Genomic DNA, 13,353 nt, shown 5'->3' on the forward strand with positions numbered 1-13,353 from the left:
CCATGCAAACCAAAGCCGTACTGACGCTTACCGATATCAACAAGATACTTGATGCCGCGCAACAAGAAGCGGACAACAACCGCTGGCCGGTGACGATTGTGGTCACTGACGATGGCGGCCACCTGCTGGCGCTACGTCGCCTGGATGGAGCCGCGCCCTTTAGCGCGGAAATCGCCTCTCATAAAGCGCGTAATGCCGCTATTGGCCGCAAGGAAACGCAGGTGTTTGAAGAGATGATTAACGGTGGCCGCACTGCATTTGTTTCCGCGCCCTTCCCTGGCTTATTGTCAGGCGGCGTCCCGGTGATCGTCGATGGGCAAGTGATCGGCGCGGTAGGCATTTCCGGTGTAAAACCTGAGCAGGATGTCCAGATTGCCAAGGCAGGTGTTAGCGCGGTTGCCTGACTGGCGTAACCAACCCGCGCACATACGAAAAACCCCGGATCAATGATCCGGGGTTTTAGAATTCGTTCGGTATAAACCGAAGGTGCTTAATGGCGGACCGGACGAGACTCGAACTCGCGACCTCCGGCGTGACAGGCCGGCATTCTAACCAACTGAACTACCGGTCCACATATAAGGCACTTAACGCGGTATTACAATGACAACCATTTAAAAGGACTTTAAATGGTGGGTGGTACTGGGTTCGAACCAGTGACCCCCAGCTTGTAAGGCTGGTGCTCTCCCAACTGAGCTAACCACCCAGGGTGTTGATCTTTAATCAACGAATCTGCAAGTTATCGTGGCGGACCGGACGAGACTCGAACTCGCGACCTCCGGCGTGACAGGCCGGCATTCTAACCAACTGAACTACCGGTCCGAATAGCGATAACTGCTACAAAGTAAACCGTATGATGATGGCGGACCGGACGAGACTCGAACTCGCGACCTCCGGCGTGACAGGCCGGCATTCTAACCAACTGAACTACCGGTCCGCATTACATCATGCTGATATTACTTTGGTACTGCTTTACGTTTCCAGGCCATCTTTCGATGGTGGGTGGTACTGGGTTCGAACCAGTGACCCCCAGCTTGTAAGGCTGGTGCTCTCCCAACTGAGCTAACCACCCGCTGGTCACGTGGCGCTGCATTCTACAGAAGCCTCGCTGAATGTCAACACGTTATGTTTAAACTTTGTGATTTAAACCAGCGCGTTGCTCACATTCCCGAAGGCGTTCCATGAGCGCGGACGAAGGATGCCGCAAGTGAGGCCGCCTCGTCAATCAAAAACTCATGTTTTAATCCAGAAGCGCGCCGTGGCTTAAAGTCATGGTCACCATCGGTTAACCAGTCAAGCCTGGTTTGAGGCGTTAATGGATAGCCAATTACTTCTTCACGCGTACCAAACGGGTCACGCTCGCCTTGCAGTACCAATACCGGACAGTGAATATCAGGCCAGTGACTTAACCGACGTTTTTCAGGCGCTTTCGGCGGATGAAACGGATAGCCCGCGGCGATAACACCAGGGCAAGCCCGCTGGCTGGCCAACATCGTCGCAATTCGTCCGCCCATTGACTTTCCGCCCACCCACAGTGGCGATGCCGCCAATGGCGCAAGCAGACGATACCAGGCAGTAAAATGCGCTACCGTGTGAGCAACCGGCGGTGGCGGGCGGCGTTTACCCTGTTGATTAATCTGCTGCATATAGGGAAAGTCTATCGCAAACACCTGAAGCCCCTGGGCTGCCAGCCCATTGATCATGCGCTGCATAAAAGATGACTGATGCCCAGCGCCTGCGCCATGCGCCCATAAAATTCGCCCGATATGCGCCCGCCCCACCACTGCCAGCGGCCCAAGCCCCTCCACCAAAAAGAAGCCGGGGGCTTCAGTTTTCGCCAAGGTATCTTCCAGCGCGTCTGGCGGAAGGGGCAAATATCCTGCATAAGCGTCTGGCATCACTGTTTTCTTTCTCCTGGCATTTTAATCCGTTAAACCTTCACTATTCATTCAAGAGTTTTCCGATGGCTGCTACCTTAAGGAAACACTCTTACCTGATAAAGCGTTGATGATACGGTTATTTAAAGCACGGGCAGCGAAGCCATGACAACGTTACCGGCCTCCTCTTGTTACCACTGTGGCAGCCCTGTTCCGAGCAATGCGCCTTGGCATATAACGCTGGATGCCACCACGTACCCGTTGTGCTGCCCAGGCTGCGAGGCCGTTGCCCATGCCATTGTACAGGGCGGCCTGGCGCGCTATTACCAGCAGCGCACTGAGCTGCCCGAAACGCCTGCCGGAGAGTCTCTCGATAGCGATGCCTGGGCGTATTTCGACAGCCCTGAATTTGAAACAAAATTCCGGAAAACGTTGCCCCTTGGCGTCGACAGTGACCAGTTAAGCGCTACGCTCGCGGTAGAAGGTATTACCTGCAATGCCTGTGGCTGGTTAATTGAACATCGCTTAAATGCGCTGAAGGGCATCGCCTCAAGTGCCGTCGATTTATCACGGCATCGCCTTCACGTTAGCTGGCACCCCAGCAAGCTTAAGCTTTCCCAGCTACTGGCCGAGCTTGCCGGTATTGGCTACAGCGCCCTGCCTTTTGAGCCAGACCCTGCACAGGAACGCGGGCGCTATAAAAAGCGCCTGTGTGCTTGGCGGCTGGGAGTATCGGGGGCGTGCCTTCTCGGTATCACGCTGCTCATGCTTTTTTTGCCGAGTGAAGTACGAGGGGATCTCAATACGCGTACTACTACGCTGCTTCACTGGCTTCCCATGGTACTGGCAACGCTTGTCATGCTGTTTGCCACGCCGCCTTTTTTTCGACAAGCGCTTGCCGATATAAAGCGTGGCTTGTTGGGTCCGGCCGTGCCTATTGCCCTGGCACTGGGCTGCGCTTACCTGGCCAGCGGCTACGCATCGTTTTTTCACACAGGGGAGCACTACGTTGGCATGTACGTTGGCATGATTGCGCTGCTCACAACGCTGTTACTCCTTTTTGGCTGCGCTCGATCATTACCCATTTTAAGAAGCCCTCAAGACACATTTAAAGGAGCCCTACCCGCCACGACCATTCGACGTACCCCCGATGAAAGCGAACGAATTTTACCCGCGAGTGAGCTTTGCCCAGGTGATCGTATCGTAGTGAACGCGGGGCAGCGGATACCTGCTGACGGCATTATCGAGCAAGGCGCATCAAGCCTGAACACCTCACAGCTCACAGGCGAACCGCTCCCGGTGAGTTACGCGAAAGGAGATAGCGTGCTGGCAGGCTGTCAAAACCTCGAAAACCCGCTGGTGATTAACGTAGTCCAACCGCCTGCCCGCGCCCGTATTACAGCGCTAGGCGCCCTGGTTGGCGCTGCTTTTACTGGAAAGCACCTGGCTAGCATTAACGCACGCGGCGTGCACAAATGGGCCGTTGGCCTGCTTATCATAACGCTAGGAGTGACAGCCCCCTGGTGGTGGTTTAAACCGCTAATGGCAATGGATGTACTGCTTTCGCTGCTAATAGCAGGCAGCCCGTGCGCACTGGCGTTGGCAACCCCAGCGGCGCTAACGGTCGCTTACCAGCAGTTACGTGCACGAGGCGTGGTGATAATGAATCCTCGCGCCCTGCTTTCATTGGCCACAACAACGCAGCCTGCAGATGAGGCGATAGCGTCTTGCTCAGACGTGGTCATACTCAGCCCACAAAGCGGGCGCGCCGTAGAAACTCTAACCATTGCCCGCGCCGCGCAGCGCTGCATACAACACTCAATGGGCATGGCGGCCTCCATCAGCGTGATAGCGCTTTGCCTAGCGGCAGTGGGCGCTCTATCGCCGTTTGGCGCCATCATGGGCGCTGGCATCAGTGTGCTTGCCGTCATTGCTAATACGCTACGCTTTTCACGCAGGCTATCTACTTCCAGCGTATCCACCTCCCATTTATCCACTTCAGCAGTCAAAGGCGTGCCATGAACCCGACCGGGCTTGATCTTCCTCCGCTTATCGCCGCGTTTGTGTTTGGGTTGATGGGCGGGGCCCACTGCATCGGCATGTGCGGAGGCGTCATGAGCGCATTAACCTTTGCCATCCCGCCCAGCATGCGTAGCTCGGCGCGTATGGGCAGCCTACTGCTAAGCTACAACTTGGGCCGAATATTAAGCTACATGACGGCAGGCGCGCTGGTAGCCACGTTGGGCACAGTCCTTTCGCCCTCACTGCTGGCGCGCCAACTGCTGCAAGGCGTTGCAGCGCTCATGCTGATTCTCATGGCGCTGTATATTGCTAACTGGTGGAAAGGGCTTTTACGCGTGGAAGCCGTGGGCAAACGATTATGGCGTCACCTTGAGCCCTGGGGCCGGAGCTTGATGCCGGTGGTTCATTTCCCCCAGGCATTCGCGCTAGGCGCCATTTGGGGCTGGCTGCCCTGTGGGCTGGTGTATTCAATGCTGGCCTGGAGCCTGGCGACGGCCCGGCCGCTTCAGGGGGCTTTATTAATGGGCGCTTTTGGCTTGGGCACCCTGCCTGCACTACTGGCCACAGGACTTGCCGCACGCAAGCTTAATCATCTTATTCGTCACCCCGCGACAAGAACCATCGCCGCGCTCGTCATTATCGGCTTTGCCGTATGGCAGCTGTGGGCACTCAACATGCACTCAGGTGGGCATTCAGGCGGACACTCACACGCCAATCATTGACCTGGCGCAACGCACTACAGCGCTATGTTCTCTAGCCTATCGGTAGCTTTTAAAAACGTATTTTCAGCTACCGGAGCGCCTCTTCATGCCTGTATGTGCCACGGCTGTCCCCTCATCCGTTACTGCTACCGCGTCATCCAGCACCCGCTGGGATGACGCATTGCTGCGCCGTTATGATACAAGCGGCCCACGCTACACCTCCTACCCGACGGCGCTGGCCTTTCACGAAGGGTTTACCGCCGAAAATGCGACCCAGGCCATTGAGCGCAGCAACGTAAGTCAGCGCCCGCTTTCCATCTATGTTCATATCCCGTTTTGTCGCAAAATCTGCTTTTATTGCGCGTGCAATAAAATTGCCACGAAGAACACCGCCCTGGCCGAGTCGTATCTCTATCGGCTAGATCGTGAGATGGTCCTGACGGCCCGCCATCTGGATACAAAGCGCCCTGTCAATCAGTTGCACTGGGGCGGAGGAACCCCTACGTTTCTTTCACTGGAACAAATGGGCGACTTGATTGACCGCCTGGACGCCCGCTTTGGGCTTTCAAGCGCACCAGAGCGTGACTACGCCATTGAGATTGACCCGCGCGAAGCCGATGTTTTAACCCTGCGCCATCTGCAGTCTTTGGGCTTCAACCGCCTGAGCCTTGGCGTACAGGACCTGGACCCACGCGTTCAAAAGGCGATTAACCGCCATCAGCCTCGCGTGCTTACCGAAACACTAATGGATGAAGCACACCGGTTGGGCTTTCGCTCGCTGAATCTGGATTTAATCTACGGTCTGCCCTTTCAAACGGAAAGGAGCTTCGCCAAGACACTTGAACAGGTTATCGCGTTAAACCCGGCGCGTTTATCCGTGTTTAATTACGCGCATTTGCCTGAACGCTTCAAGCCTCAGCGACGTATCAGCGTGGATGACCTGCCAGGTGCGGATGAAAAGCTTTCGATTCTGCGTACGACCATCGACATGCTGACCGCTGCGGGCTATCAACATATTGGGATGGATCACTTTGCCAAACCCAATGACAGCCTGGCGGTTGCCCAAGCCAACGGCACCCTACAGCGCAATTTTCAGGGCTACTCCAGCCATGCCAGATGCGATCTTATCGGTCTGGGCGTGTCAGCTATTTCCCGAATAGGCGATAGCTATGCGCAAAACCCTACTGACCTGGCTAGCTACGAAGAGAACCTGGATCAAGGTCGACTGGCTACCGTGAAAGGCGTACGATTAAATCAGGATGACCTAATACGAGCCGACGTTATCGAACGTTTAATGTGCGATATGCGCCTGGATTTAGCAGCGGTTAGCCGGCAATGGCAGGTTAACGCCAACGACTACTTTGCCAGTGCGCTGGAAAGCCTACGCACTGCTGAACAGGACGGGCTAATCGTTCGCTTGGATGATACGCTTGAGGCGACGCCAATGGGCCGTTTACTGATTCGCCAACTGGCCATGGCGTTTGATGCTTACCTTCCGGGGCACTCAGGCCAACGCTACTCAAGAATCGTTTAACCGGCGGCATCAACGCCTGCGGTAGATAGCCATTTAGGCAAAAGAGAAACAGGGAGATAGTCATGCTACCCTCGACAAGCCAACGACGCTCGCTTCTTCAAGAAGCACGCTGCCAGACCTGCAGCCTAAGCTCGCTTTGCCTTCCACTAGCGCTTGAGCTTGAAGACATGGGGCAGTTTGATGCCATCATCAGACGCCGAGCACCGCTGAAAAAGGGCGAAACACTGTTTCGTCAAGGCGACCGTTTTACCAGTGTGTATGCCGTTCGCTCAGGCAGCCTAAAACAGGTAACCAGCGAAGGTAATGGCAACGATCAGCTCACTAACTTCTTTTTGCCCAGCGAGCTTGTCGGATTGGACGGCATTGACGAAGAGCACTACCCAGGCAGCGTGATTGCCCTTGAAACCACCACTATCTGTGAAATTCCCTTTGATCGGCTGGACCTGCTTTCAGAGGAGCTGCCAGAGCTTCGTGGTCAGCTGTACCGCAGCATGAGCAAGGAGCTTCGCGATGACCGGCGTATGATGCGCCTGTTGTCGCGCAAAACCGCCGACCAGCGGCTGGCCAGTTTCCTACTGACGCTTTCAGAGCGTTTTCGGCGTCGGGGTTACTCGCCTTACAGCTTTAGGCTTTCAATGGCACGTGCGGATATCGGCAATTATCTGGGGCTGGCGGTTGAGACGGTCAGCCGTATCTTGAGCCGTTTTCAGCAGCAAGACGTGGTGGCCGTCTCAGGGCGCGAGGTTAACATCCTCGATATGCAGCGGCTTGTAGCGCTTGCTGAAGAGGAAGAGCCGGTGATTAGCTCACGTTAAATGCTTCAATACGCCCCGCCATGAGTGCTTCCTGTTTGGCTTCCAGTCCCGCAAAGTCAAACAGGTCGCGGTCGGCTAGCTGCGAAGGCGCGACGTTAGTGACCGCTTTAAACATGCTTTCCAAACGCCCCGGGTGCTTTTTGTCCCACTCGGCCAGCATTTCCTTAACGACCTGACGCTGCATGTTCGGCTGCGAACCGCACAGGTTGCAGGGAATAATCGGGAACTCCATCAGGCGCGAAAACTCCGCAATATCCGCCTCTTTACAGTAGGCCAGCGGACGAATCACGACATTCTTGCCGTCATCGGAAAGCAGCTTGGGCGGCATTGCCTTCAGGCTGCCGCCAAAGAACATATTGAGAAACAGCGTTTCCAGAATATCTTCACGATGATGGCCAAGGGCGATCTTGTTGGCGCCGATTTCTTCGGCAAACCCGTAAAGCGACCCGCGCCTTAACCGCGAGCAAAGCGCGCAAGTTGTCTTGCCTTCCGGCGTTTTTTCTTTCACTACCGAGTATGTATCGCGCTCCAGAATGCGGTACTCCACGCCGAGTTTTTCCAGATACCGGGGCAGTATATGCTCAGGAAAACCAGGCTGCTTTTGGTCCATATTGACCGCCACCAGTGAAAAATTTACCGGCGCATTGCGCTGCAGGTTGCGTAAAATCTCAAGCATGGTGTAGCTGTCTTTACCACCCGACAGGCAGACCATGATCCGATCACCCTCATTGATCATTTGGTAATCGATAATCGCATTACCTACCTCGCGCCGCAGTCGCTTTTGCAACTTGTTGAATTCGCGTTTTTGTTTGGCGTCCTCAAGCGCCGGCTGGCCTTGCAGGTCAGGCGTCGGTGCAACGGTTGCCGCGGCGGGGTCAAAATGATCAAGGTGTTGCATGATATAAGCACTGCCAATGGTAGAAGGAGCAGCCGCTATTCTAACAATACTCCCGCCGTTCACCCAACTGGCAAAATCACGTCGTTACTATGATCATAACTACGGTTATCAAGACGGCCATCGGCACAGGCGCCACTACGCTAGAAGCTAACCCGATTGCGCCATATCACGCTGTAAGCGCATATACAGCAAGGCGCTTGCGGTGGCTTTACCTAACAACCTCTGGGTCGAGATAGCAGGCACTTGCCAGCAGGCCAGCGCCTCGGAAAACGGTTGGGAAGACTCAACTAACGGGTGTAAACGGCGCAATTGGCGTTGATGCAGTTTGGCCACATCGACCTGAACATTAGGCAGCCCAAACCCGAGGTGCGTTCTAAAGGCTCTATTAAGCATGCAAAACTGCTGGTCCAGTTGCCACCCGACCAGCGGCCGGTTGCCAATAAAATCGGTAAACGCATGCAGTGTCTCGGCACAGAGGGGTACCGCCGTGGCGGGATTGTAAAGCCGCTGATGCTGGCGCAGCGCCGTCTGGTCAACCGTTTGTGGGTCGGCAAACGTCGCCACCCACGCCTGGCTTGTGTGCACTTGCTGTTGATTAAGTACCACAGCAGCCACACTTAATACCGACGTTTCACCGGGTATTGATTCGCAAGCCAGCGCCACTAGCTCTTCCCCCATATAGGGCTGGAAAAGCCAGGCGTAAGGCGAATTCGCATAGCGGCGCCGATCTCGCTCACGCTTAAACATTCTGCGCAGCGTTTGCCCCAGCAGTGCCATGCCTTTTTTGCTGCCTTGCATAGCGCTGCTCATGAATACTCTAAATGGTAACGATAGGAGAGGCGCTGTTTAAAGTCTTTAACGATATGTAGCGACTCGCGCAATAAATCGCGCTCAAGTGACGAGAGCTCTTGCACCACCACGTGATTGGAGCGCGCATCGTCCATATCCTGCCCGCTAAGTTGCTGTTTAAGACGCAGCTCGGTCAACAGTGAAAGTGCCTCTCCTAAATCATCAGCTGTGCGCCGTTCAAGGCGGCCATCATCAACCAGTGCCTCCAACCTGCCCAGCGTCGAGGTTACGCTGATGCGCCGCTCAAGCGCCATGGTACGTACACCGTGGACAATCGGAAAAATGCCGCCTTTTTTGATATCGATACCGTGCTGAGGCTTTTTAAGCGAACCAAAAAGCGTCAGCGGTGTTGAAAAACGCAGAGCCGCACGCGCAAAGTAGGAAAGCAGAATTTCATCATGGGCACAGCGCGCAAATAGCGCCTCGCGCACGCTTTCAAGTAAACATGGATTCCCTGCCATTGAATGAGCGTCCAGCATAATGGCAAGTTTCATTAAACTATCGCCATCGCGCACGTTGGCCCATTGAGCAATACGCTTCTTCCACTGAGAAACGCTGGCAACCCACTCGGGGTTAGAGACCATAATATTACCAGGGCACGGCGGGTAACCCAGTTTTATGAGCGTCTCGGTTAAGGCCTGCATATCATCGGCGACACTTGGCCACTGGGCGTCGTCGTCTAAAATCAGACCATTATCCTGATCCGTTTTCAAAATTTGCTCGCCGCGCCCTTCACTCCCCATCACCATCAGGCAGCTATGCTGATGATGCTCCTCATTGATAACAAAATCCCAGGCCTTGCTCATAATCCGGCCATTCAAGGCCGCCAGCAGGTCCATGGCAAAATTAAGCTTAACGCCTTGTGCCATCAGGGCTGTAACGAGTTCAGGGGTACGATGACTAGCAACTGCCAACGTTTCCAAGTCATCAGCCTGCTCCACCTGCAGACTAACAACGTAACTTCGGCTGGAAAAATAACTCAGCACATCCGTCAGCTCGACCACGCCTTTTAACGCGGCCTGCTCCATCACCACAACGCGGGTAACCTTGTGCCGAGTCATTAACACCAGGGCTTCAAACAGGTACTGCTCAGGCGTTACCGTGACAAGGGAGAAGTGCGCCACCTGACCCACCAGAGTGGCTGACGTGAAGCCGCTCACGACCAGGCCATTGAGCAAATCGGTTTTCGTCACCATGCCAAGCTTGCCTTGGGTTTCCACCAGCAGGCTGTCAGCATGGCTTTCGTTAAGCTTTTCAACCGCCCCGGCAATAGTGGTAGAAGCATCCATCAGTAGGGGCGCTCGCATACATTCACTGATGCGGGCCAGCATAAAGCCTGCCATGGTGACGCCACCGTCGGCGCGCTTTTCTGTCAACAAGCGCGCCTTGTGAGCAAGTGACTGCCTAAAGAACTGCTCAAAAGGAGGGTACTGGCGACACAGCTGGCTAAACAGGAGGCTGGGCATGGTGTAGCAAAGGCACTCCTGCTCAGCCTGAAAGCGGTAGCGGCTTTTTCCGTTCAAGATGCTAATGGCGCCAAACAAGTCCCCTGCCGTGTAGTGCCCAATGTGAGCACTTGCCGCAGGCAAGGAGGGATCTATCTCAGCGACGTCTCCCTTATGAATAAGAAAAACGTAAGCACCCTGCTCGCCCATTTCCAGGATAATGTCATCGCGGTCAAAATAGGCAAGGTCCATGCCTCGACGAACATGCTCGCGCCCCGTGTCATCAAGCAAGGTAAATGGCAGTTGGGACAGATCAACATCAACCATGGGCATGTCCTTACACGACAAAAGAAAAAAGCGACGTCCGTAAAATTGGAAGTACGTCAATCAACGGGTGAAGTACTTCTTTCTGGTTTACGGTGCTTAAGAGCCAGCCTACTACTTTTTATTAATAACGGTAGCGTCAGACGACTGCCTAGCATAAGTCCTTCTCAATAAAACAAGCCAACTAACCCAAACAAGCCTGTACAAAAACCTGCCACTAAAAACCTTCCACCAAGAAACACATACTACTCTATATACCTTTATCTATTATTCCAACGTCGCCCCGACGTTGGTTTAAACGACTAAAGTAGCACCTCCCTAGCAACTAACCGTTAGCATTGAACGCTATTTTAAAGTAGCAAATATTATCTTTTAACCAAACCCTAGACCATCGTTCAACTAACGGGTAGTCTGCTGAAAAAATATACGTAAAAACGCTAATATTCAGCCATTTGAAACACTTTATTTAGTCTACAATAGATAGTGATACCAAAGTCTGGGATTATTTTTTAGCGATTATTGTTCAGTATTGACAATGCATCATTCAGGGTAATTGCACAGCGCTAACCAAAACTTACCAAAACCTTATAAAACGCTTGTATCAACGGTAATAACCAATAACCAACCAAGAGGCAAGACCAAGCGGTAGGTAGTTTTAGCGTGCCATTACCCTGACATGCTAAACGCTATTCCTGGTGAACTTTCCAAACCTAAAAACACAAGTGGAGAGCAACACAATGGCAGATGACAAATCCAATGCTGCGGAATACTGGAAAGCCAACGTTCGTTTAATTACCGGGTGCCTTATTGTGTGGGCGTTCGTGTCATACGGATGTGCGATTTTGTTTAGACCGCTTCTAGCAAGCATTCACATAGGGGGAACAGACCTGGGCTTCTGGTTTGCTCAGCAGGGCTCGATCCTTACCTTTATTGCTCTGATCTTCTTCTACGCCTGGAGAATGAATCAGCTCGATAAGAAATTTGGCCTTGAGGAGTAAGTCAGAATGAGCCAATTTGCAATCAACCTGCTTTTTGTAGGCGCCTCCTTTGCGCTCTATATCGGTATCGCGATATGGGCGCGCGCGGGCTCCACAAAAGAGTTCTATGTGGCTGGCGGTGGTGTTCACCCGATCACTAACGGTATGGCCACAGCGGCCGACTGGATGTCAGCGGCCTCGTTTATTTCCATGGCGGGCCTGATCGCCTCTGGCGGTTACGCCAACTCAACCTACCTGATGGGCTGGACCGGCGGCTTCGTTATTCTGGCTATGCTGCTCGCTCCCTACCTGCGTAAATTCGGCAAGTTTACCGTTCCAGACTTTATCGGTGAGCGCTTCTATAGCCGTACCGCTCGGGTCGTCGCGGTTATCTGCCTGATTATCGCATCGGTTACTTATGTAATCGGGCAAATGACCGGGGCTGGCGTTGCCTTCTCACGCTTTCTGGAAGTACCCAGCACTTGGGGCATCTGGATCGCTGCAGGGATTGTTTTCCTGTACGCCGTCTTCGGCGGTATGAAGGGCATCACTTATACTCAAGTCGCCCAGTACATCGTACTGATTGTGGCCTACACCATCCCGGCTGTGTTCATTTCCATGCAGTTGACGGGCAACCCCATCCCCATGTTCGGTATGTTCAGCTCCCACACGGAATCTGGCCTGCCATTGCTGCAAAAGCTTGATGATGTCGTCATGGCACTTGGGTTTCAGGATTACACCGCCGACGTCGACAACAAGCTGAATATGGTGCTGTTCACGCTCTCGCTAATGATCGGTACCGCTGGCCTTCCCCACGTTATCATTCGCTTCTTCACGGTTCCCAAGGTGGCTGACGCACGCTGGTCTGCGGGCTGGGCGCTGGTCTTCATCGCGCTGTTGTACCTAACAGCGCCAGCCGTAGCCTCCATGGCGCGTCTGAACCTGATGACCACCGTTTATCCTGAGCTAACCGGCCAGGTTGAGAATTATGAGGAGGCCGGTGCCGAGCCAATCTTCTACGAGGATCGTCCTGAGTGGTTCCGCACCTGGGAAGAGACTGGCCTGATCACGTTCTTTGACTTTAACGATGACGGCCGCATCCAGTTCTATAACGATGCCAACGCTGAGTTTGACGTTATCGCTGATAGTCGCGGCTGGGAAGGCAATGAGCTGACGGTCAACAATGACATTCTGGTTCTGGCTAACCCAGAAATCGCCAACCTACCCGCCTGGGTAATTGGCTTGATCGCGGCGGGCGGTATTGCGGCCGCCCTCTCGACAGCGGCGGGTCTGCTTCTCGCTATCTCGTCGGCGATCAGTCATGACTTAATCAAGAACACGATCAATCCGAATATCAGCGAGAAGAAGGAGATGTTAGCAGCACGTATCTCTATGGGCGGGGCTATCTTGCTGGCCACCTATCTTGGCTTGAACCCGCCAGGGTTTGCGGCACAGACCGTCGCCCTGGCCTTCGGTATTGCCGGCGCCTCGCTGTTCCCGGTACTGATGATGGGTATTTTCTCAACTCGCATGAACAGCACCGGAGCCGTGGCCGGTATGCTGTCAGGCCTGGCGTGTACCCTGCTGTATATCTTTACCTACCTCGGCTGGTTCTTTATCCCGGGCACCAACATGCTGCCCAATACCCCGGATAACTGGCTGTTCGGTATCTCCCCGCTCTCCTTCGGTGCGGTGGGCGCCATGATCAACTTTGCCGTTGCCTTCCTTGTCTCTAGCATGACGGCGCCGCCGCCTAAAGAGATCCAGGAGCTAGTGCAAAGCGTACGCTATCCAAAAGGTGCTGGTGCCGCAGTTGATCACTAAGCCATAATCGTTCCTGAATGCGCTCGCCAGAGCACATTTCACGGAACCCATGTCGAACCGGGCTTCCTTTGGGAAGCCCGTTCTCTTTCA

At 54.1% G+C, this 13,353-nt stretch carries 11 protein-coding genes and 5 tRNA genes; 7 read left to right on the forward strand and 9 right to left on the reverse strand.

Translation table 11 applies throughout. The features are described from left to right. Positions 1-2: 2 nt before the first annotated feature. Complete coding sequence (locus tag ACT3T7_RS16350) at positions 3-404, forward strand: GlcG/HbpS family heme-binding protein (RefSeq protein ID WP_087111863.1); 402 nt, start codon at positions 3-5, stop codon at positions 402-404. Between the two features lie 90 nt (positions 405-494). On the opposite strand, the gene ACT3T7_RS16355 is transcribed toward ACT3T7_RS16350, so the two are convergent. The 6 genes from ACT3T7_RS16355 to ACT3T7_RS16380 all read right to left on the reverse strand — a co-directional run bounded on the left by ACT3T7_RS16355 (position 495) and on the right by ACT3T7_RS16380 (position 1,895). Continuing rightward, positions 495-571, reverse strand: a tRNA-Asp gene (locus ACT3T7_RS16355). Positions 572-627: 56 nt separating this feature from the next. After that, positions 628-703 (reverse strand) — tRNA-Val (locus ACT3T7_RS16360). 39 nt (positions 704-742) lie between these two features. Continuing rightward, a tRNA-Asp gene (locus tag ACT3T7_RS16365) sits at positions 743-819 on the reverse strand. Positions 820-857: 38 nt separating this feature from the next. Beyond that, a tRNA-Asp gene (locus tag ACT3T7_RS16370) sits at positions 858-934 on the reverse strand. 59 nt (positions 935-993) lie between these two features. Then, positions 994-1,069: transfer RNA gene (locus ACT3T7_RS16375), tRNA-Val, on the reverse strand. 88 nt (positions 1,070-1,157) lie between these two features. Further along, positions 1,158-1,895: an alpha/beta fold hydrolase gene (locus ACT3T7_RS16380; RefSeq protein ID WP_172117431.1), complete on the reverse strand. Its 738-nt coding sequence runs from the start codon at positions 1,893-1,895 to the stop codon at positions 1,158-1,160. Between the two features lie 144 nt (positions 1,896-2,039). Between ACT3T7_RS16380 and ACT3T7_RS16385 the strand changes: the two genes are divergently transcribed. The 4 genes from ACT3T7_RS16385 (at position 2,040) to fnr (ending at position 6,946) form a co-directional block, all read left to right on the forward strand. After that, on the forward strand, positions 2,040-3,896 hold the full coding sequence (locus ACT3T7_RS16385; RefSeq protein WP_444631603.1) for a heavy metal translocating P-type ATPase metal-binding domain-containing protein: 1,857 nt from the start codon (positions 2,040-2,042) through the stop codon (positions 3,894-3,896). Further along, positions 3,893-4,618 carry a sulfite exporter TauE/SafE family protein gene (locus ACT3T7_RS16390; RefSeq protein WP_444631604.1) on the forward strand — a complete coding sequence of 242 codons (726 nt, stop codon included), beginning with the start codon at positions 3,893-3,895 and terminating at the stop codon, positions 4,616-4,618. The genes ACT3T7_RS16385 and ACT3T7_RS16390 overlap by 4 nt, the downstream gene beginning before the upstream one ends. An 85-nt stretch (positions 4,619-4,703) precedes the next feature. Beyond that, positions 4,704-6,131 carry an oxygen-independent coproporphyrinogen III oxidase gene (gene hemN / locus ACT3T7_RS16395; RefSeq protein ID WP_444631605.1) on the forward strand — a complete coding sequence of 476 codons (1,428 nt, stop codon included), beginning with the start codon at positions 4,704-4,706 and terminating at the stop codon, positions 6,129-6,131. A gap of 62 nt (positions 6,132-6,193) precedes the next feature. Further along, positions 6,194-6,946, forward strand: coding sequence for a fumarate/nitrate reduction transcriptional regulator Fnr (gene fnr, locus ACT3T7_RS16400; RefSeq protein WP_444631606.1), 753 nt, complete (start codon positions 6,194-6,196; stop codon positions 6,944-6,946). Here fnr and ttcA read toward each other — a convergent pair. From ttcA to ACT3T7_RS16415, 3 genes are all read right to left on the reverse strand, one after another. Further along, positions 6,933-7,844 carry a tRNA 2-thiocytidine(32) synthetase TtcA gene (ttcA, locus tag ACT3T7_RS16405; RefSeq protein ID WP_444621515.1) on the reverse strand — a complete coding sequence of 304 codons (912 nt, stop codon included), beginning with the start codon at positions 7,842-7,844 and terminating at the stop codon, positions 6,933-6,935. The two genes, fnr and ttcA, sit on opposite strands and share 14 nt — an antisense overlap. Positions 7,845-7,991: 147 nt before the next feature. Further along, positions 7,992-8,654, reverse strand: coding sequence for a DNA polymerase III subunit epsilon (locus ACT3T7_RS16410; RefSeq protein WP_444631607.1), 663 nt, complete (start codon positions 8,652-8,654; stop codon positions 7,992-7,994). Then, positions 8,651-10,465: a putative nucleotidyltransferase substrate binding domain-containing protein gene (locus tag ACT3T7_RS16415; protein WP_172117424.1), complete on the reverse strand. Its 1,815-nt coding sequence runs from the start codon at positions 10,463-10,465 to the stop codon at positions 8,651-8,653. The genes ACT3T7_RS16410 and ACT3T7_RS16415 overlap by 4 nt, the downstream gene beginning before the upstream one ends. 734 nt (positions 10,466-11,199) lie before the next feature. Here ACT3T7_RS16415 and ACT3T7_RS16420 point away from each other — a divergent pair. After that, positions 11,200-11,460: a DUF4212 domain-containing protein gene (locus ACT3T7_RS16420; protein WP_172117423.1), complete on the forward strand. Its 261-nt coding sequence runs from the start codon at positions 11,200-11,202 to the stop codon at positions 11,458-11,460. A 6-nt stretch (positions 11,461-11,466) separates the two neighbouring features. Then, positions 11,467-13,263 (forward strand): sodium:solute symporter family protein, encoded by a 1,797-nt coding sequence (locus ACT3T7_RS16425; protein WP_172117422.1) that lies wholly within the window; start codon positions 11,467-11,469, stop codon positions 13,261-13,263. Positions 13,264-13,353: the final 90 nt, after the last annotated feature.

This window comes from Halomonas sp. 111, assembly GCF_052379685.1.
GTDB lineage: Bacteria > Pseudomonadota > Gammaproteobacteria > Pseudomonadales > Halomonadaceae > Vreelandella > Vreelandella citrativorans.